General features: G+C 41.7%; 18 protein-coding genes. 12 read left to right on the top strand and 6 right to left on the bottom strand.

Annotated features, from left to right (window positions below; translation table 11 throughout):
* The first annotated feature begins 46 nt into the window (after nt 1–46).
* Complete coding sequence (locus ACP2AF_RS00710) at nt 47–424, top strand: GTPase (RefSeq protein ID WP_425234328.1); 378 nt, start codon at nt 47–49, stop codon at nt 422–424.
* 133 nt (nt 425–557) lie between these two features.
* On the opposite strand, the gene yihA is transcribed toward ACP2AF_RS00710, so the two are convergent.
* From yihA to ACP2AF_RS00740, 6 genes are all read right to left on the bottom strand, one after another.
* Nucleotides 558–1,172, bottom strand: a complete 615-nt coding sequence (gene yihA, locus ACP2AF_RS00715) for a ribosome biogenesis GTP-binding protein YihA/YsxC (protein WP_425234329.1) — start codon at nt 1,170–1,172, stop codon at nt 558–560.
* Nucleotides 1,173–1,184: 12 nt separating this feature from the next.
* Entirely contained in the window at nt 1,185–1,949 is a 765-nt protein-coding gene (locus ACP2AF_RS00720) for an alpha/beta fold hydrolase (RefSeq protein WP_425234330.1), read from the bottom strand.
* A 204-nt stretch (nt 1,950–2,153) separates the two neighbouring features.
* Nucleotides 2,154–3,950, bottom strand: a complete 1,797-nt coding sequence (locus ACP2AF_RS00725) for a hypothetical protein (RefSeq protein ID WP_425234331.1) — start codon at nt 3,948–3,950, stop codon at nt 2,154–2,156.
* Nucleotides 3,947–5,122, bottom strand: coding sequence for a DUF4249 domain-containing protein (locus ACP2AF_RS00730; RefSeq protein WP_425234332.1), 1,176 nt, complete (start codon nt 5,120–5,122; stop codon nt 3,947–3,949). The genes ACP2AF_RS00725 and ACP2AF_RS00730 overlap by 4 nt, the downstream gene beginning before the upstream one ends.
* 43 nt (nt 5,123–5,165) lie before the next feature.
* Nucleotides 5,166–7,931: a TonB-dependent receptor gene (locus ACP2AF_RS00735; protein ID WP_425234333.1), complete on the bottom strand. Its 2,766-nt coding sequence runs from the start codon at nt 7,929–7,931 to the stop codon at nt 5,166–5,168.
* Nucleotides 7,928–8,731, bottom strand: coding sequence for a hypothetical protein (locus tag ACP2AF_RS00740; RefSeq protein WP_425234334.1), 804 nt, complete (start codon nt 8,729–8,731; stop codon nt 7,928–7,930). The genes ACP2AF_RS00735 and ACP2AF_RS00740 overlap by 4 nt, the downstream gene beginning before the upstream one ends.
* A gap of 368 nt (nt 8,732–9,099) precedes the next feature.
* On the opposite strand from ACP2AF_RS00740, the gene ACP2AF_RS00745 reads away from it, so the two are divergent.
* From ACP2AF_RS00745 to ACP2AF_RS00795, 11 genes are read left to right on the top strand one after another with little or no spacing between them, the layout of a single operon-like run.
* Nucleotides 9,100–9,573: a division/cell wall cluster transcriptional repressor MraZ gene (locus tag ACP2AF_RS00745; RefSeq protein WP_282162536.1), complete on the top strand. Its 474-nt coding sequence runs from the start codon at nt 9,100–9,102 to the stop codon at nt 9,571–9,573.
* Nucleotides 9,545–10,456 (top strand): 16S rRNA (cytosine(1402)-N(4))-methyltransferase RsmH, encoded by a 912-nt coding sequence (gene rsmH / locus ACP2AF_RS00750; RefSeq protein ID WP_425234335.1) that lies wholly within the window; start codon nt 9,545–9,547, stop codon nt 10,454–10,456. The genes ACP2AF_RS00745 and rsmH overlap by 29 nt, the downstream gene beginning before the upstream one ends.
* 28 nt (nt 10,457–10,484) lie before the next feature.
* The gene (locus tag ACP2AF_RS00755) at nt 10,485–10,808 is read left to right on the top strand and encodes an FtsL-like putative cell division protein (protein ID WP_120713444.1); all 324 of its coding nucleotides are present in this window, start codon (nt 10,485–10,487) and stop codon (nt 10,806–10,808) included.
* Nucleotides 10,808–12,814, top strand: coding sequence for a penicillin-binding protein (locus tag ACP2AF_RS00760; RefSeq protein WP_425234336.1), 2,007 nt, complete (start codon nt 10,808–10,810; stop codon nt 12,812–12,814). The genes ACP2AF_RS00755 and ACP2AF_RS00760 overlap by 1 nt, the downstream gene beginning before the upstream one ends.
* Entirely contained in the window at nt 12,811–14,274 is a 1,464-nt protein-coding gene (locus tag ACP2AF_RS00765) for a UDP-N-acetylmuramoyl-L-alanyl-D-glutamate--2,6-diaminopimelate ligase (RefSeq protein WP_425234337.1), read from the top strand. The genes ACP2AF_RS00760 and ACP2AF_RS00765 overlap by 4 nt, the downstream gene beginning before the upstream one ends.
* Nucleotides 14,275–14,298: 24 nt before the next feature.
* Nucleotides 14,299–15,519, top strand: a complete 1,221-nt coding sequence (gene mraY, locus ACP2AF_RS00770; RefSeq protein ID WP_425234338.1) for a phospho-N-acetylmuramoyl-pentapeptide-transferase — start codon at nt 14,299–14,301, stop codon at nt 15,517–15,519.
* A gap of 1 nt (nt 15,520) precedes the next feature.
* Nucleotides 15,521–16,855, top strand: coding sequence for a UDP-N-acetylmuramoyl-L-alanine--D-glutamate ligase (gene murD, locus ACP2AF_RS00775; RefSeq protein WP_425234339.1), 1,335 nt, complete (start codon nt 15,521–15,523; stop codon nt 16,853–16,855).
* A 2-nt stretch (nt 16,856–16,857) separates the two neighbouring features.
* Nucleotides 16,858–18,057, top strand: coding sequence for an FtsW/RodA/SpoVE family cell cycle protein (locus ACP2AF_RS00780; protein WP_425234340.1), 1,200 nt, complete (start codon nt 16,858–16,860; stop codon nt 18,055–18,057).
* The gene (murG, locus tag ACP2AF_RS00785) at nt 18,044–19,144 is read left to right on the top strand and encodes an undecaprenyldiphospho-muramoylpentapeptide beta-N-acetylglucosaminyltransferase (RefSeq protein ID WP_425234341.1); all 1,101 of its coding nucleotides are present in this window, start codon (nt 18,044–18,046) and stop codon (nt 19,142–19,144) included. The genes ACP2AF_RS00780 and murG overlap by 14 nt, the downstream gene beginning before the upstream one ends.
* Nucleotides 19,145–19,171: 27 nt before the next feature.
* Nucleotides 19,172–20,524 (top strand): UDP-N-acetylmuramate--L-alanine ligase, encoded by a 1,353-nt coding sequence (gene murC / locus ACP2AF_RS00790; protein ID WP_425234342.1) that lies wholly within the window; start codon nt 19,172–19,174, stop codon nt 20,522–20,524.
* Nucleotides 20,514–21,233: a cell division protein FtsQ/DivIB gene (locus tag ACP2AF_RS00795; RefSeq protein ID WP_425234343.1), complete on the top strand. Its 720-nt coding sequence runs from the start codon at nt 20,514–20,516 to the stop codon at nt 21,231–21,233. Before murC ends, ACP2AF_RS00795 begins: the two co-directional genes overlap by 11 nt.
* Nucleotides 21,234–21,235: the final 2 nt, after the last annotated feature.

Consider the following 21,235-nt stretch of genomic DNA (forward strand, 5'->3'; position numbering starts at 1 on the left):
ATAAATGTGCCATAAATATAGATCTTTACCCTTCAATTCGAATGCTATGAAACTTGAAAAACTCATCTTTATTTACAATGCCGATTCCGGACTGCGCAACCAATTGATAGACGGGGCGCATAAGATATTAAGTCCGGCTACCTACGAATGCAACCTCTGTGACATTACCTATGGTGCCTTTACCGAAAATAAGGTATGGAAGGAATTTAGAAAACAATCCGATTTGGACCTTGAGTTTTTGCATCGGGACGAGTTTGCCAAGGCGTATCGATCAAAATTCGGCTATAAGTTTACGTTCCCCATTGTCCTGGCTTCGGTAGATGAAAATCTGGAGGTTTTTATAAAGACAGAGGAATTGAATGCGTTGGAGAATGCTGATGCGTTGATTGGGTTGATAGCAGGAAGGAAAAGTAGTTTTTTGTGAAATCACAAATCACAAATCACAAATTCCAAAATTCAGAATTCAAAACCTGAAACGCAAAAGGCTGAACGCTAAACGCTAGACGCTGAGCGCAGTCGAAGCGTCAAAACCCAGAACTTAAAATTAAACTCTCCAGCTACTTCACCTGCTTACGAAATTCCTCGTTGATAGCATCAATATAGGCCAAAACGGCTTCCCGCCCTGTTCCCTTGGTAGACGAAGTGATAAAATGGGTGGGCGCTTCCTCCCAGACATCCTCCAGTAGCTTTTGGAGGTATGCATCGGCCTGAGAATCAAGCTCCTGGGGTTTTAATTTATCCGCTTTGGTAAAAATGATGGCAAAGGGGATGGCATGTTCCCCCATCCATTGCATAAATTCCAAATCTATCCTTTGGGGTTCATGGCGAACGTCGATCAGTACAAAGGCACAGACTAATTGTTTGCGCTTAAGAAAGTAGTCCGTAATGTATTTCTGGAAGGTTTTCTTTTCTTTTTTGGATACGCGGGCGTAACCATAACCGGGAAGATCTACTAAAAACCAATTGTCATTGATCTTGAAGTGATTGATCAGTTGGGTCTTACCGGGTCGTCCAGATGTCTTGGCCAAGCTTTTTCGTTGTACCAACATATTGATCAGGGACGACTTGCCTACATTGGATCTCCCTATAAAGGCATATTCGGGCAAGGGTTCATTGGGACATTGGGCCACCTTGGAGTTGCTCATCACAAAATGGGCCGACTTTATTTTCATCGGGTAAAACTTTTAGAAATCGCGTTTTTCCAGCCAGGCATCCAGAATCTTGTTGAATTCCTCCGGATGCTCCATCATCGGAGCGTGCCCACATTGTTTGATCCAGAACAGTTCGGAATCCGGTAAAAGCTCATGGAATTCCTTGGCTACGTTTGGTGGTGTAACGTTATCGTCCTCCCCCCATATGATACAGGTAGGGGTATGCATATTTGGAAGATCTTTTGCCATATTATGGCGTATGGCACTTTTGGCAATGGCCAGAGTCTTTACAATTTTATTTCTGTTATTGACCGTAGCAAAGACCTCGTCAACAATCTCCTTAGTGGCTACCTTGGGGTCATAAAACACGTTCTGGGCCTTTTTCTTAATAAATTCATAGTCCCCCCGCCTGGGATAACCATCGCCCATGGCACTTTCATAAAGTCCCGAACTTCCGGTAATAACCAATCCTTTTATCCTTTCTGGATACAATTTGGTATATAAAAGGCCTATATGGCCGCCCAATGAATTCCCTAGCAGAATTACATCCTTAAGTCCCTTAAATTCGATAAATCCTTCTAAAAATTTAGCAAACTGCTTTACATTGGTCTTTAGAAGTGGCATGTCATAAATAGGTAGTTCGGGAACCAAAACCTTATACCCTTTTTTGGGAAAATGGTCGGTAACACCATGGAAATTGCTCAATCCTCCCATAAGACCGTGTAATATAATAATAGGGGCACCTTCCCCTACTTCGATATACCGGTATTTTCCTTCTGTTGTAAGCTTTTCTTCCATTCAGGATACTTCAGGTGCTTGCGGGCAAATATAGACATTTCCCTACAATAGCTATGAATCTGTATGTACGCCAGCGATTTTTAAGTCCCAACTTAAATTTTCCGGCACCTTTGCCTATTTCCTACCAAATATAAAAAATGGGAAGGCATTTTTTAGTAAAAAAAGAATTTTAAAAAGAGCGAATAACAATGTGCACTATACTGATTATTCTACAAATAAGGACTTGGAAATGGATATAGGTTTTCCCTCTTGGGTAAACCCTTCAAGCGATATTTCATATTCCCCCGTATTGTCAGAGGTATAGAAAATTAAGGTGGTCTCTTCTTTTTTCAATTCCAAAACGGGTTTCCAGAACATTTGATGCCTATAATCGGGTAACCGTTTTGTTTCCGACTGGTCCGCATAATCCTGAAAGTAATACTGTTTTAAGGAAATGGGGCTTACTATTTTTACTTGCTGCACATGATTTAGGCTTGTTTTGGATAAAAAATCATTTTCCTTGGTGCTGATGGACACAATGCCCTTATAAAGCTGCGGACCTATATAATATTCGTGTCGGGAAATATCAATTCGCTCAATTCCGTTAACATCGTAGGCCACCAAGCTGGAAAGATCTTCCAATGGCAGTCCATCCACTAAGACCAATGGAATATTATCGGGGCCCAAAAGATAATTTTCTTCACTCCGTACCAAAAACTTGAATTGGCCCTTGACCCTTCTGAGCAATACACCATTGATTATTTCGACTATGGTTTCCTTTAATGTTGGAAAGCGTGTATAATCATCCAAAATATAGGTTTCCTCCAATTTGTGGTAGACGGGCAGTTCTGAATTGATACCTACCGTACTATCAGGCTTTTGTTCAAAATAAGCGTTCTCTACCTGGTTGTAAATGCTTCGTTCAAGGATCGAGGAATTTAGGTTTGGGGAAATTGAAAATTCTTTAAAATCGAGATTATCGTAGTTGGGCCGGGGTAAGGAATCCAAGAGTATTTGCCATTGATTCTTAGTGTCTCCCAACACCTGTAATGCGGCCAAATTGTTTCGATCAGACCGGGCAAGACTGGAACGAAACACACCTTCAGCATTTGTATTTACAATATGTACTATTGGATTGTCCCCAAAAAAAGAAAGACTTACTTTTCCATAGGCCATAGGGGTGTTGTCCGCTTTGGAAACTACCTTTCCCGATAGGAGCTCACCACGTAACTCTGGTAAATAAATACCCTTATTAATGGCTATTCCATAGGGTTTTTCACTGGTATCGGAATTAAGGAGAAACTGGGTCGCCGTGATTTTGGAACTAGGCATTTCAACGTATTTTTTACGTACGGAAAGCGAGTAATTTCCATTTACTTGAGCATCCGTTCCAAGACTTATTTTCAAGAATACTTGTTCCCGTTTCGCATATTTAGCCCTATCCAATTCAATTTTTAAAGAAGGAGATTTCTCTGATGTCACTGCAGAATCCGAGCTGTTGATTTCATCTCGAATTTGAGCAGATCGTCCTTCAATTTCTTTCCGGGAAGATTCGGTTTTGGGAATTTCTTGATACGGGTTTATGATATTGATATCGGCGGTGAAAAAGTCCTGATGGTCGGCGTTGAACATCCATTGGGTATAGCCGATCAATTTATAACTTCCTGTAGGAACGGTAGTGGGGATAAAGAAATCTCCTTGGCCTGTGCCGGACTTAAGTGGTACCTTATGTCTAAAGACCAAATTTTTGTCCCTGCCCACTAATTCTACATATCCGATTTTACTAATAGGACTGGGGGTTAGGTCGTCCCCCTTTAGGCAATACATTTTATAATACAAGTATTCGCCTACTAACAATACGGGGTCATTGTAGTGGACAAAAATAGTTTCGCTCGGAATGTTTTTGAACCCTTCAACTTCCTTTCCATTACGTATTTGGTATTGGCCGTTGACAAAATACGGAACCAAAAATAGTAGCGCACCAAGGCGAATTATTCTTTGTATGTTCTTTGTTATATTCATTCCTCCCAAAAATCAGGTATAACATTACTCCCTAATACCGTGCAATCACCACATACTCTAGGGACAACTATATATCCTTCCAGCGCTCCCAGTTCATTGCGTATCTCGTCCAAATAGCTTACCCTGTTCGATTTGACCAAATCATATAATATCGGATTAAACCCGCTCTCAAATGTAGCTCGATTGCACTCATTAACAAAAGGAGGTAGGTCTTCTTCAGGGAAAAAATCGGAATAATTGAAAAAGACCCTTTTTTCCGAAACCGAAGACACTTCAAAAATTCCCACCACCTGATCATTTCCATTATCCTCGGGGAAAATGTTTCCAACAATAAAACCGGGTTGGCTATCCGAAAATAGACTTTCCACACCAGAAAAATCCTGGAGCTTTTCGTAAAACTCAAAAGCTTCCCTGGACAGGACAAATTGTTTTACCAAAAGGCTATACCTATGTGAAATAATATAGTCGTCCCGATTGATGAACCGTACATTAAAATTGGAAACCCGATCTTCCCCGGTTCTTGAAGTGTTGGTAATAATAATGTTGTTCGATTTTTCCGTGGTATAACAAGTTCGTCCCTCATTGTCCGGATCTCTTCTTACCGCACCCACCACTTGACTTTCTTCGGAACCGGCCACCAGTTGCCAAGGACTCCAATTTGGGGCTATAATCTTGTAGGTTTCCTCATATTCGTATTTATAATAGATGGAATTGCCGGTAGGGTCGAAACTATTTACAAAGAGGCCCATACCGTCCAGGCCACTATCGGTCATGGTCCTTTCCGCATAAACGTCTGTAATTTCCGAAGTCTGGGGAGGTAACTGTGTAGGGCTGGAGGCGTATTCCCGCCCACTGGCTGTTGTAATCAATAAACGGTAGGATCGGTTGGGCTCGGCACCGAACATAACGTCTGAAACATAGGTGCCCGGTTCTGTTTCCGTAAATGGATATTGTTGTTGGTTATCATCCATAATACGGACCGTGGCATTGGATTCTACTTGGGGTTCTTCATCCCCCTGGGTGGTTCGACTTAGAAAAACTTCATGATTCTTTAGCTCGTTGGTAATGGCAGCATCTACGACCAAAAGACTGTCCGAAGGAGGTATTTCCGGCGAGAAAGGTTCTGTGCAGCCCCCTAAAATGATGCATCCCCAAAAAAAGGTAAACATCATTTGACTATATTTTGAGAGCTCTCTGTTCATGGATACTGCACGTTCAAAATTTAAAGTTATAGGTTATGGTAGGTACAGGAATAGCAAAAATGGAGCTTTTAAAAGCCTGTAAGGATCCATCCTCGGTCACAAAAAAGACCGAAAATGGATTGTTTCTACCCAACACATTGTACACCGATATATTCCAAAAGCTATGGGCGAATTTTTTGATCTTATGGTTTCCTTCCACATTAAAACTCAAATCTAGCCTGTAAAAGTCCGGGATGCGAAACTTATTTCGGTCGCTGAACAGTGCATATTCCGCACCATCCAAGAAATAAGAACCTATGGGGAAGGTAACCGGCCTTCCTGTTTGGTATACAAAATTGGCCGAGAAACTAAAACGTTTGGTCAGCTTATAATTGGTCACCAAACTGATGTCATGAGGCTTGTCAAAATTCGCAGGAAAGTACTCGCCATTGTTGATTTGTTCCTCAGGAAATTCGCTATCCAACTGTATAAAGGAACGGGAATAGGTATACCCCAACCATCCATTTAGGCGGCCTTCCTTTTTCTTCAAGAGGAACTCTACCCCATAGGCCTTTCCCTCGCCCTGCAATACTTCGGTCTCAATGGATTCATTAAGCAATAATTGCGCCCCTACCTTATAATCAAGAATATTTCTCGATCTTTTGTAATAACCCTCCAAGCTCAATTCATAGCGATTATCATCAAAATTCTTAAACAACCCCAACGAAACCTGATTGGCCCTTTGGGGCTCAATATTGATGTCCGATAACTTCCACGTATCCGTGGGCGATACCGTAGTGTTGCTAGATAAGGTATGTATGTATTGAAGCGTGTTGTTGTAACTGGCCTTAATGGAAAAATCTGGGGTCAAAAAGTAACGACCGGACACCCTGCCTTCTGGACCGCCATAAGTTTTGATCACTTCATTGTTTCCAAATTCCTGAACTTCCACCAGGGTTCCCTCGCTCTTGGGCAATCCGTCCTCATAAATCCTTTGAGACGATGCCCCAAGTGCAGCATAGAAGGAATAGCGTAGGCCAATATCAAACGATAATTTTGGGCTTACCGTAAAATTGTCCGAAATGAACAAGGCGGATTCCAATCCTTTCTCTCTTTGTAAACTGAGTGGCTCAATGATGGACTGGCTGCCGACGGGATCAATATCTCCGGGATCTACAAGATATAGTTTGCTGGATAGGCCATAGTTGATCTTATGCGATTTCCCAAGAAGCTTTAGCATGTTCATTTTGAGCTCCGTCTCGTTGATGCGATAGCCCAAATCGAAATCCCTGTCGGAATTGGCCTCAAAATCAATACCGAAACCATATTCGCTATTGGAAAGCGATACATTGGCGGAGTTTTTTTCATTGATTTGATGGTTCCATTTTAAGGATATCAATCGATTGCTATAGCTGAATATGGAATCCGATGTAATACTAAAGGCATCCCTACTGAAGTAAGCGGTGGCCGAAATGTTGTTCTTTTCATTGATACGGTCATTATATTTTGCGATGATATCATAAAATGATGCCTGGCTGTTTCTTAGCGATTCGTCATCCAGAGATCTCAATATCCAATTGGAGTAGGTGGTTCTCCCTCCGACCAGAATACCGGACTTATCCTTTACTAGAGGCACTTCCAGGACAAGATTGCTGGTAACCGGCCCCAAGGAGGCTTCGCCGGAAAACTTTTTGGTATTGGTGTCTTTGGTGGTAATATCAAAGACAGAAGACAGGCGCCCTCCATATTCTGCAGGGATACTTCCCTTATAGATGGTGACCGCGCCCGTGGTAAAGGGGTTCAAGGCCGAAAAAATACCAAAGAAATGAGCCGGATTATAGAGAACGGCATTGTCCAATAATATCAGGTTTTGATCCGTGCCCCCTCCTCGTACATTATATCCAGCAGCACCTTCCCCGGCATTGGTAATCCCGGGCAATGTTATGGCCGTTTTAAGAATATCCCGTTCCCCAAGCACCAAGGGAATACTTTTTATTTCGGCGATATCGATTTCGACCACGCCCGTAACTACCTTTTCTACATTTCTCAACCTATTGCTTTCCACCACTACCTCATCCAACTGTTCGGCACTTTCACCGGGGTTAAAGTCTAATTGTCCATTATTGTACATAATAACCCTTTTTTCCAAGGTTTCTATACCAATACCTTTAGTTTGAAGCAGGTTTACCCCGGCGGGAAGTTCTATTTTATAAAACCCATTGGCGTCCGTGCTTACTCCCTTGGAACCTCCTTTTACCACAATGGCCAAATTTTGGATAGGCTTGCCGGTGGTTTTGTCCCGAACACGTCCGGATAGGGTAAACGTTTGGCGGCCAATGTTTTTTCGCTCCCTTCCAATACGTACGGTTTCTATATGCGGCCCCGTATCTTGTTTTTCTTCTAGGTAAAAGTAGGAGGGAGTCTCGGATAATTCTGTTGTATCCTCTTGCGTAGAGGTTGTTTCTTCATAAAAACTAGGGTGCAGTTCATCCCGTATTATGGTATTTCGGGTCAATATGATAGTGCGGTCGTCGAGAATGAAAAAATTGATAATGGTTTCCTTAAATACATCTTGTAGGACGGTGGTCAAGGAAGAATTTTGATAGGACCCGGAAATTAAATCGTTGCCTAACCATTCCTCTACAAAGAAGAAATGATATCCGGAAACGTCTTCTAGCTTTTCCAAAACTTCCATTCTGGAAGCGTCAGTGAAAACAAGGTCTATTTTTGTGGTATCGTTCTGCGCCGCCAACCATTGACAAGATAGCACTGCAAATAAGGAAAAGAATAAAAACTTCATTCGTCCGTGGCTTTATCCTTTTCTTTATTCCATAGGGAGTCTATAAATAGGAATGCGGATTTCAGTTGATTTTCAAAACTTAAACCTGAAGGTTGATTCTTTATAAAATCGTTGAGCTGTACCGTGTTTTGTGGAAATAGCGCTTTTATATCACCTATCTTTTTAAGGCGATGGTATACCGTATTATAATGAACCACAAATTCAGGATCCAACACTTCGAATTCATAAAAAATCAAATTTGCACCCAATTGCTCTTTTAATAACCTTCGATACCTCTTTAATAAAGTAAATGGAGGTTTTTCCAAGACCACTTCGTAAAAACCAGAATCAACTGCGTCATTATTAATTTCAGAACCGTCAATTCTTATAAACGTATGATCGGCAATAGTAAAATTGTTGATCTTGTCTTTATAGAGTTTTAACACTTTCCCTCCAAACTCGTTTGCAGCCTGCATTAAAAGCTCATCCTCATAGATGTTATACTTCAGGTTAAGCGAATAATACGGTAGATTATCAATGACCACATGGCCCGGTGAAAAATATGGGGAAGGAAAAAACTTGGATTTTTTGCTTTTTGACCTATGCTTTTCCACATAAACGGCCCCATAATGCATTTCCAGGTTTTCAATGCCGATAAGAGAATCGAACCAATTGTAATGAGAGCTTACATCCTTTTCAACCTGCGCTGTGCATATATGGGGAGAAAGAAATAGAAGGATTAGAAGGGGAATAGCCTTAAAACTACCAATTTTTAATAAAGGAACATGAAAATGACCGCAATTACGATGTGGGTAGTACATTCTTTAGTTCAAAAAAATAGAAAATAGGTAAGCAACAAGAGGTCATGCCTAACTTCTCTAAATATAGATTATTTATTCACAAATGGGGCATAAAAAGCGCAGCTTAACAAAAACAGTACGAATCTCTCTTAAAATCCTAGGAATTGTTATAAAAAAGTTACCAAATATAGCTTTCTCCAATAAAACACACTTCCATTTTTTAAACCGTGCCGTGACGGCCTATTCCCCTTTTTTACAATGAATTGCTTTCAAAGGACCTCATTTTGCTTCAAAAAACATCTATTTTATTAACAAAGTGGTTTTTTGTGGTAAATTGTGGTAATAATTTCTATATATTTGAGTTATTAAAAAGTAGAACCGGCCATACTTTGGATATTTATTTTTTTGGAACATATGATTGTAAGGCAGACGCCAAGGGTAGGGTAAAGCTACCGGTTACCCTTTTGAGCCAGATGACACCCATCCGGAACGAAGGCTTTGTTATTAAGCGTTCCATGTACGATAACTGCTTGGAATTATACCCTATGGGAGAATGGAATACTGTTATGAAGGAATTGAATACCAAGAGCAGATACGAACCGGAAAATTTGGAGTTCATACGAAAATATACGGCCGGACTAAGGCCTGTGGAGATAGATAGTGCCGGAAGGTTATTGATACCAAAAAATCTGATTACCACCGTGGGGATTACCAAAGAGGTGGTACTAGCCTCCATAAACAAAAACTTGGAAATATGGGACAAGGCGTTGTACGAGGAATCTATAAAGGCGCCTGCGGAGGAGAATGCAAAGTTGGCCAGAAAGGTCATGGGCAATGAAAAGCCCAAGGACGATGTATCATAATCCGGTTCTATTAAAGGAGTCTGTAGAAGGACTCCATATCAAAAAAGATGGGGTGTATGTGGATGTAACCTTTGGTGGCGGAGGGCATTCCAAGGAAATATTGGGAAGATTGGGAGATGAGGGAAAATTATTTGCATTTGATCAGGATGAGGACGCTTTGGAGAATAGGATCGATGACGAAAGATGTGTTCTGATCAATGAGAATTTTCGGTACATCAAGCAGTTTTTAAAGTTCTATGGCATTTGGAAAGTTGATGGAATTCTTGGTGATTTTGGAGTTTCCTCACATCAATTTGATCAGGCCGAGCGTGGGTTTTCAACGCGCTTCGATTCGGATTTAGATATGCGGATGAGTACGCGCAACCAGCTTACCGCCCATGATGTGGTGAATACTTACGATTCGTTGGAATTGCAAAGGATATTGTTTGAATATGGCGATTTGCGAAACGCCAAGGCCTTGGCGAGTACTCTGATCGAGTACCGGCGAGTGGAGCCGATCAATACCACGGCACAATTAAAAAATGCCTTGCAAGGGTTCCTGCCCAAACATAGGGAGCATAAGATTCTGGCGCAGATTTATCAAGCCATTCGAATCGAAGTGAACCAAGAAATTGAGGCGATCAAGGAATTTTTGATGCAAACATCGGAGTTGATGGATAAAGGGGGAAGGTTGAGCATTATTAGTTACCATTCCCTGGAAGACCGTCTGGTAAAACGGTTTATACGTGCCGGGCAGTTTGAAGGAGAGCCCGAAAAAGATTTTTATGGCAATACAAGTGTGCCGTTTAAAAAAGTGGGAGGACTGGTAGTTCCATCCAAGGAGGAAATTAGAATGAACAATAGGGCACGAAGTGCCAAATTACGAGTAGCGGAAAGAATTTGATTCAAAGAAAATAATTTATTGAACACTGATGAAAAAAGGAATACTGGACATATTAAAAGGGAAATTTTTGGTAAGCGGCGACGCACCAAAAAATTGGCTCTTCATCATTTTTGCTTCCTTCCTGGCTACAGTAATGATTGGAAGCTCGCATAGTGCCGATAAAAAGGTGCACCAGATTGCCGCGTTGAACGAAGAAGTAAAGGAATTACGAAGCGAGTTTGTGGATGTTCGGTCCGATGTACAACGCCTAAAATTGGAATCTACGGTAATGAACATCGTAGAAGAGAAAGAGCTTTATCCATCAGAAGTCCCACCAAAAAAAATAAAGGTAACCTCCCTTAAAGAAGACTAGTGGCAGTAACCGACAAGACCATACTTAAACGACTATATTTTGTAACAGGATTTCTTTTTCTGTTTGCAGGAGCAGTGTTGTTCAAATTGGTGAACATACAAATGGTGCAAGGCGAAAAGTATAGGAAGTTGGCCCACAAACGCACGGAAAAACTATTTACCATTGAGCCCAATAGGGGCAACCTCTATTCGGACGATGGGAGTTTGTTGGCCACCTCGGTATCCAAATACACCATTCGCTTTGATGCTCTTACCGTAAAAGATGCGGATTTTAAGGAAAACGTAAAACCCTTGTCCAATGCCCTTGCCCAATTATTGGGAGAGTCATCTTCCCACTATCAACAACTTTTGAGAAAGGCAAAGGCCCACAAGAACAGATATGCCTTAGTAGCCCGGAATTTAGACTATTCCGAGTATATGGCCATAAAGGATTTCCCATTGTTTCGAAAAGGACCTTACAAAGGGGGGCTTATCATAGAGCAGAAAATAGTGCGTGAACATCCGCTAGGAAAAATTGCCGAACGTAGTGTGGGCTATGAGCGTGTGGATGAAAACGGGTATTATACCCGAGTAGGATTGGAAGGAGCCTTCGGGCAATACCTCCGCGGGGTGGAAGGCAAGCGTCTGAAACAGAAAATAGCAAAAGGGCAATGGAAGCCTATCGGCTTTGATAACATCGTAGAACCCAAGGATGGTTATGATGTGGTGTCTACCATTGATATCAATATACAGGATATTGCCCATCATGCCCTTTTGGGCCAATTAGAAAAATATAAGGCCGATCACGGTTGTGTCATTGTTATGGAAACAGCAACGGGAGAGGTCAAGGCTATTTCCAATTTAGGGAGAACGGAGGCCGGCAAATACTATGAGCGGTTAAACTACGCCATTGGGGAGTCCCATGAACCAGGTTCAACCTTCAAATTAATGAATTTAGTTGCGGGACTTGAGGATAAAGTCATCGATACCAGTGACGTTTACGATACCGAAAGAGGATATTGGCGCATTTATAGGCATAGGATCAAAGATTCCAAAAGGGGAGGGTATGGCAAAATTTCCTTGGCCAAGGCATTTGAGGTCTCCTCCAATACGGCCTTTGCCAAAATGGTTCATGAAAGTTATAAGGAAAACCCGGAAAAATATGTGGACCGATTGTATAGTATGCAATTAAACCAGGAATTGGGGCTGCCTATAAAGGGTGAAGGCACTCCTGTAATTAGATATCCCGATGAAAAAGGCTGGTCTGGCCTTTCCTTGGCACAGATGGCCTATGGCTACGAGGTTTCAATGACACCATTGCAAGTACTGTCCTTTTACAACGCCATTGCCAATGATGGAGAAATGGTAAAACCACGATTGATAAAAGAAGTAAAGGAGTGGAACACGACCATTCAAAAGTTTGATAAAGAGGTCATAAATCCTGCTATATGTTCCCAGGAAACTGTTGAAAAAGTACAGCACCTACTAGCTAATGTAGTGTCCAAAAAACACGGTACAGGTCATAAATTGTATACCACTAATTTTTCCATGGCCGGAAAAACGGGTACGGCACAAAAGAATTACGCATCTAAAGACCCGGATAAGCTCCGTTACATTTCCTCGTTTGCCGGATATTTCCCGGCAGAAAACCCCAAATACTCCTGCATTGTAGTGATACATGAACCAGATAAAAGTGTGGGCTACTATGGAGCCGATGTTTCCGGTCCGGTATTCAAATCCATTGCCCAGAAGGTTTACACTTCCTCTCCATTGATCGATGAGGTGGATATGGAAAAGGTAGAAGATCAAACTTTGGAAAGCTCCTATCAAAAGTACTTTGCGGAGGCGCAAAAAAAGTACAACAAAGTGCCCAATGTAAAAGGTATGTGCGGAATGGACGCCGTGTCCATTTTGGAAAACCTGGGAATAGAAGTAGAGGTCAAAGGGAATGGAAAAGTCAAAAAACAATCCGTCTCCCAGGGTACAGACCTGAATACAGTGGATAAAATAGTATTGGAACTTTCATGAAACTACTTAAAGACATATTGTATGGGGTAGGGCTGACCGCAGTTAGTGGAAGTACCCATATTAAGGTCAATACTATTTGCTTTGATTCCAGGAAAGTAGGTAAAGATGATGTTTTTGTAGCTATCAGAGGTTCGGTCGTGGATGGTCATCAGTTTATTGATAAGGCTTTGGCAGCCGGTGCCCAAGCCATAATCTGCGAGGAACTTCCCCAGAATATCGCCGATGGGGTGACTTATGTGGAAGTGAAAAACGGGAATAGTGCTTTGGCCATAATGGCGGCCAATTATTTTGACAACCCATCCAAGAACCTGAAACTGGTTGGAATTACCGGTACCAATGGAAAGACTACCGTGAGTAGCCTTTTGTATCAATTGTTCAAAAAGGCCGGTTATAAAGTAGGATTGATTTCTACTATTAAAATTATGGTAGATGACAAGGAGTATCCTACTTCCTTGACCACCCCGGACGCCCTTACGATAAACATGCATTTGGCTTATATGAACGATGCGGGGGTGGAATTCTGTTTTATGGAGGTCAGTTCACACGGTATCCATCAAAAAAGATCGGAAGGACTGGTATTTGAGGGAGCCCTGTTTACTAACCTATCGCATGATCATTTGGATTATCACAAGACTTTTGCGGAGTATCGGGATACCAAAAAAAAATTATTCGACGACCTGCCCAAAAAAGCATTTGCCCTAACCAATATTGACGATAAAAATGGTCTATACATGTTGCAGAACACCAAGGCCAGAAAGTATACCTATGCCCTAAAGACTTACTCCGATTACAGGGCCCAGATTTTGGAGAATCAGTTTGATGGGCAATTATTAAAAATTGAGGATAACGAAGTATGGTCCAAACTTATTGGTGATTTTAACGCGTACAACATGCTTGCCATCTATGCTACAGCGGATCTTTTGGGGCTGGAGAAACTGGAAACACTTCGGTTATTGAGCGAATTGGAAAATGTAAATGGGAGATTTCAATATTACAAATCAAAAAAAAATATTACGGCCATTGTTGATTATGCCCATACGCCGGACGCACTTAAAAACGTGCTTGATACTATCAACACGTTGAGGACTGGAAATGAAAACGTCATCACTATTGTGGGGTGTGGTGGCGACAGAGACAAGTCTAAGCGTCCGGTAATGGGCTATATCGCATCGGCCATGAGCAACACCGCTATTTTCACTTCGGACAATCCCCGGTCAGAACCACCGGAGACAATCATTAAAGAAATGGAAGCAGGGGTGGAGCCTCAGAACAAAAAAAAAACCTTGTCCATAGAAAATAGGGAGCAGGCGATTAAAACGGCCTGCAAGTTGGCTGTTAAGGACGATATCATTTTGGTCGCCGGAAAGGGACATGAGACCTATCAAGAAACCAATGGGGAGCGTATAGATTTTGATGATTTCAAAGTGGTAAAGGATGTATTGAACAGTATGGATAAATAAAGTTTAAAAACCCAAAACCTAACCATGTTATATTATTTGTTTGAATATTTGGAAAAAGAATATCAGGTACCCGGTGCCAGTCTTTTCCAATTCCAAACATTTAGGGCGGCGATGGCGGTATTACTTTCCCTAATGCTGGCAACTACCTATGGAAAGCGCATTATACTTTTTCTTCGTCGCAAACAGATTGGGGAGACCATACGCGATTTAGGTTTGGAAGGGCAACAGCAAAAGGCGGGAACCCCCACAATGGGCGGATTGATCATTATAATGTCCACTTTGGTTCCTGTACTGTTATTCGCCGATATCCTGAACATCTATATTACCCTGCTGATCGTCACCATTATTTGGATGGGCATTATTGGTTTCATCGATGATTATATTAAAATATTTAAAAAGGACAAAAAAGGACTAAAGGGCAGGTTTAAGGTTTTAGGTCAGGTGGTCCTGGGCCTTATCGTAGGTGCCACACTCTATTTCCATCCGGAGGTTACCATGAAGGAAAAGAACCATACTATGATAACCCAACAATATGAAGTTATGGAGGTAGAGGGCAAGGAGATTAAATCCATTAAGACCAATATCCCCTTCTTTAAGAATAACGAGCTGGATTATACGGAACTTGTTTCCTGGATGGGTGATGGCGCAGAAAAATATGCATGGTTGCTTTTTATCCCTATAGTAATTTTTATCATAACTGCGGTATCCAATGGTGCCAATCTAACCGATGGTATTGATGGTCTGGCCGCAGGTACTTCGGCTATCATAGTTATGACCCTGGGAATTTTTGCGTGGGTCTCCGGGAACGTAATTTTTTCCGACTATTTGGATATTTTCTACATTCCGAAAGCGGGCGAACTTTTAATATTCATTACCGCCTTCGTCGGTGCATTGGTTGGCTTCTTATGGTACAATGCATATCCGGCACAGGTATTCATGGGAGACACAGGGAGTTTGACGATTGGGGGGGTCATTGCCGTAATTGCAATCATTGTACGGAAAGAACTGCTTATTCCCATACTCTGTGGAATATTCTTTGCCGAATCGATTTCCGTAATGCTACAGGTCGGTTATTTCAAATACACGAAAAAGAGATTGGGTGAAGGGAAGCGCATTTTTTTAATGGCTCCCCTGCACCATCATTATCAAAAGAAAGGGTACCATGAAAGCAAGATAGTTACCCGTTTTTGGATTATAGGAATATTGTTGGCCATAGTGAGCTTTGTGACATTAAAGGTGCGCTAGTATGGAGCGATTGGTCGTGTTGGGTGGTGGTGAGAGTGGTATCGGGACCGCAGTTTTGGGAAAACAGAAAGGATATGAGGTTTTTGTATCCGATTTAGGAAAAATAAAAAAAAAATATAGAAACGCTCTTGAACATTTTGGGATTGATTGGGAAGAAGGCGGTCATACCGAAGCAGCTATCCTAAATGCAGATTTGGTAATGAAAAGTCCAGGTATTCCGGATACCGTTCCCCTGGTTGTAAAATTAAGGGGAAGGGGCGTCCAGGTAATTTCTGAAATCGAATTTGCCGCGCGCTATACGGATGCCAAGATTATTGGTATTACGGGAAGCAACGGAAAGACAACCACCACCATGTTGACCTACCATATTCTAAAGGAAGATGGGCTTAAGGTGGGTATGGCCGGTAACATTGGGGATAGTTTCGCGAGGATGGTGGCGGAACATGATTATGAATATTACGTTTTGGAAATCAGCAGCTTTCAACTGGATGGTATAGTGGATTTTAGGCCGGAAATTGCAATGATTACCAATATAACGCCAGATCATTTGGACCGCTACGATTACAAGTTTGAAAACTATGTTGCCTCAAAATTTAGGATTACCAAAAACCAAGGTGAGGAAAATCATTTCATCTATGATGCGGACGATGATACGATTATGGATTGGTTATCCGAGCACCCGATCAAATCCCGATTACTGCCCTTTTCAATTCAAAAAGAGCTGGAGGAAGGCGCCTATATAGAGAATAACGAAATACAAATTCGTACACAAAACAATGCAATCGCGATGAAAACGGACACTTTGGCACTGGAAGGAAAACATAATCTAAAAAACACCATGGCGGCCGCCATGGCTGCAAAATTAGTGGGTATCCGAAAGGAGACCATTAGGAAGAGCATAGCCAATTTCCAGGGGGCTCCCCATCGGTTGGAAAAGGTGTTAAAAATACATCATGTACAGTACATCAACGATTCAAAGGCTACTAATGTAAATGCTACCTATTTTGCACTGGATAGCATGAGTGCCCCTACCGTATGGATCGTAGGAGGCATTGATAAGGGAAACGACTATAAGGCTTTGATGCCCTTGGTACGTGAAAAGGTGAAGGCCATTATTTGTCTGGGTCTGGACAATACAAAAATTAAGGATGTTTTTGGCAATGTGGTGGATCTAATGGTGGAGACTTTTGCCATGGAGGAAGCGGTAAAGGTAGCTTATAAAATTGCCGAACGGGGGGATTCGGTTTTGCTATCTCCAGCCTGTGCCAGTTTTGATCTTTTTAAGAATTATGAGGATAGGGGCGATCAATTTAAGGAAGCCATAAAGAATCTATGACCATGTTACGGTTGTTTAAAAATATCAAGGGAGATAAAGCCATTTGGGCCGTTGTGGCCTTATTGGCCGTATTTTCCTTTCTGCCGGTCTATAGTGCCAGTAGCAACTTGGTCTATGTTGTGGGCAATGGTACCACTACAGGACATTTGATCAAACACGCTTTACTTTTGTTTTTAGGTTTTGGGATTATTTACGGCGTACATCGAATCCCTTCCCATTTTTTTAAGGGTCTATCTATTATCGCTATGCCCATAGTTCTTGTGTTATTGGTTTTTACTTTGGCGCAAGGCGACACTATTGCAGGGGCCAATGCCAGCAGATGGATTCGAATTCCCTTTGTGGGCATAACGTTCCAAACTTCAAACCTAGCTACGGTGGTCCTAATGATTTATGTTGCCCGGTATTTGACCAAGATCAAGGATAAGACCATTAAGTTTAAAGAAAGTATCCTGCCCTTATGGGTTCCTGTTTTTTTGGTGGTTTTATTAATATTACCCGCCAATTTTTCTACCGCTGCCATCTTATTTTCCATGGTGCTTTTGCTTTGTTTTTTAGGGGGATATCCCTTAAAATATATTTTTGGAATAGTAGGTACAGGATTGGTTTGCCTTACATTTTTTATACTTACGGCAAAAGCCGCACCTGATCTTTTTCCCAATCGTGTGGATACATGGATAAGTCGGGTAGAGAGTTTCTGGAATCCCGAGGATACCGAAGCCGATTATCAAATAGAGAAGGCTAAGATTGCCATTGCTTCTGGAGGAATTGTAGGCAAAGGGGCTGGCAAAAGCGTACAGAAGAATTTTTTGCCCCAGAGCTCCTCGGATTTTATTTATGCCATAATTGTTGAGGAATATGGTCTTGTCGGGGGCTTTGTTTTAATGTTTTTCTATCTGTTTTTGTTGTTCCGAATTGTGGTGGTGGCCAATGGTAATGGAACCATTTTTGGAAAATTGTTGGTTTTGGGAGTCGGTCTGCCGATTGTTTTTCAGGCTTTGATCAACATGGCCGTTGCAGTTGAACTGTTTCCCGTAACGGGCCAGACCCTGCCCTTGATAAGTAGTGGCGGGACTTCCAGTTGGATGACATGTTTGGCCATTGGCATCATATTGAGTGCAAGCAATAAGGACAATGATGTAGAAAGGAAAACATTGGATGTTGATGATTCAAATCCTTTACAAGTGTTGAGTGGGCAGTTATAGGTTCATACTTTCTGGAGGAGGTACCGGAGGACATATATATCCTGCCATTGCCATAGCCAACGAATTGAAAAGGAGGTTTCCGAAAGCCGATTTTTTATTTGTAGGAGCAAAGGATCGTATGGAAATGGAGAAAGTACCCCAAGCGGGATATAAAATTGAAGGATTATGGATTACCGGGTTACAGCGGAAACTAACCCTTAAAAATTTGATGTTTCCCTTTAAATTGATGAGTAGTTTGTTAAAATCGCGAAAAATAGTATCTCAATTTAAACCTGATGTTGTCATAGGAACAGGAGGGTTTGCCAGTGGCCCATTGTTACAGGTGGCCTCTGGACGGGGTATACCCTGTGTGCTTCAGGAGCAGAATTCCTATGCCGGTATTACCAACAAACTGCTAAAGGATAAAGTGGTCAAAATCTGTGTGGCCTACGACGGTATGGAAAGGTTTTTTCCGGTCTCAAAAATTGTAAAGACCGGCAACCCGGTACGGGAAGATTTAGTGAATACGGAGGTAACGGGACCCGAGGCAAAGAACTTTTTTCGGTTGGATCCCAAGAAAGAGGTGGTTCTGATTTTAGGTGGAAGCTTGGGAGCAAGGCGTATTAATGAGTTGATTGAAAAGGAACTGGAATATTTTGCATCCAAAGACCTACAACTGGTGTGGCAATGTGGCAAATTATATTTTGAACAGTACAAAAAATATGCTAGCGAGAATGTCAAGGTTTTCGATTTTTTGAACAAAATGGATTTGGCCTATGCGGCTGCGGACTACATCATTTCAAGGTCAGGAGCCAGTTCGGTATCGGAATTATGTATCGTAGGCAAACCAACACTATTTATTCCTTCGCCCAATGTGGCGGAAGATCACCAGACCAAAAATGCCTTGGCCTTGGTCACACAAAATGCCGCTTTAATGTTACGGGAAACCGAGTTGGATGAAAGATTTGAAACCGTTTTTTCGGACTTGCACCAATCCAGGGAAAAGCAAGAAGAACTGGGTGTTAATCTTAAGAATGAGGCTATGCCCAATGCAACAAAGCATATTGTGGACGAAATAGAGAAATTGTTAGGGACATTGGACACATAATATATCAAACGAACCTGAAGTATAATTTTGGACTTGACGAACATACATAACGTTTATTTTATCGGAATTGGAGGCATAGGCATGTCCGCCTTGGCGCGTTATTTCAAGTTTGTTCATAAGAATGTGGCGGGGTATGACAAAACGGAAACGCCCTTGACCAAGGAACTGGAAAATTTGGGGATATCCGTGCATTATGAAGATGACTCCAATAAAATTCCTAATCAGTTTTTAGAAATGAAGAAGACCCTTGTGGTCTATACGCCCGCAGTTCCCTCGGAGCACTCCGAGTATCAATACTTTCTAAAGAGAGGTTTTGACATAAAAAAACGTTCTGAGGTCTTAGGTCTGATCACCAAGGATACCTTCTGTTTTGCCGTGGCCGGTACACATGGCAAGACTACAACATCAAGCATTTTGGCTCACTTGCTCAACGAAACCAGAACCCCGCTTACTGCATTTTTAGGTGGAATATCGGAGGATTTTGACAGTAATTTTTTGTTTCGTGGAGCGCAATATTCCGTGGTGGAAGCAGATGAATTTGATCGTTCCTTCCTTAAGCTGTATCCGGATGTGGCCTGTGTTACCTCTATGGACGCCGATCATCTTGACATTTATGGGGATAGTGCCTCGCTACGGAAATCCTTTCAAGAATTCACGGAACGTTTAAAACCCGGAGGACAACTGTTCGTAAGGAATGGCCTGCCATTACAGGGTACTACCTATGGTATTGAAGATGGGTCGGACTATTGTATCCGTAATCTACGGATAGAGAAGGGAACCTATATTTTTGATGTGGTGACTCCCGGTACTACAATTAGGGGAGCTAGGTTCAATAAACCTGGAAGGCACAACTTACTTAATGGATTGGCGGCTTTTGCCATGGCGGAACAGTCCGGGAATTCCTTGGACAAATTGGCACGGGCACTTGCGACCTTTAAAGGCGTGCAGCGAAGGTTTTCATATCAAATCAAATCAAAGGATTTCATATTTATTGATGATTACGCTCATCATCCTACAGAAATCAATGCGGTTTACGATGCCATTCGGGAAATGCACCCAGGAAAAAATAGTACAGTGGTTTTTCAGCCTCATTTATTTTCTAGGACCAAGGATTTTGCGGACGATTTTGCGGAAAGCCTGTCTAAATTTGACTCAATTCTACTTCTGGATATTTATCCGGCACGAGAAAAACCTATACCTGGAATTTCTTCGGAGTGGTTGCTGGGAAAAGTTGAAAATCCAAACAAAAAATTAATTAAAAAAACAAATTTAATTCACGAAATAAGAGATCAAAATCCTGATGTCCTTGTAACCATGGGAGCCGGGGATATAGGATTGGAAGTATCTAAAATTAAAAGCGAATTGGAGTATGCGAATTAATTGGAACTACATCAAGATAGGTGCGCTTAGCCTTGTGTTAATGGGGCTTTACGCATTTTCCAACCATAGGAACGAAAAGAGAAAAGTGACGGGTGTTAACATCGAATTTGTCGGAGATCAAAATCTTTATATTACACAAAGCGTGGTTAATAAATTGTTAATACAAAATTATGGGCCCATCATAAATGTGCCTAAAGAAAAATTAGTTTTGAATACTATAGAAAAGGTCATCGAGGCCAATGAAATGGTGAAAAGTGCCCAAGTTTATCTTACAGTAAACGGTGAACTTACGTCTAAAATTGTTCAGCGCAAGCCAATCGGACGCATAGAGGGGAATTCAAAGTTTTATCTAGATGATGAAGGGAAACGTATGCCGTTGTCCATGAGTCATTCTGCGAGGGTTCCTATAATCACGGGTAAGATTACGGGCAAAGGTTTGGAGGATGTTTATGAAATTCTGAAATATATAAACCAGGACGATTTTCTCCGTAAAAATGTAATTGGTATCCATATTGAGGAGGAGGAGAGATATCAATTGAAGTTTCGGATGGAACAGTTTGTAGTCCATTTGGGCGGTATAGACAATCTGGAAGAGAAGTTTAACAATTTCAAGGCGTTTTATGCCAAAGCAAATCGGGATAAAACGTTGGAGGAATATGCCATGGTAAACTTAGAATTTAATAATCAGGTAGTATGCACCAAAATTTAGGG

The sequence above is a fragment of the Ulvibacterium sp. genome, from assembly GCF_965248315.1.
In the GTDB taxonomy this organism is placed as follows: domain Bacteria; phylum Bacteroidota; class Bacteroidia; order Flavobacteriales; family Flavobacteriaceae; genus Ulvibacterium.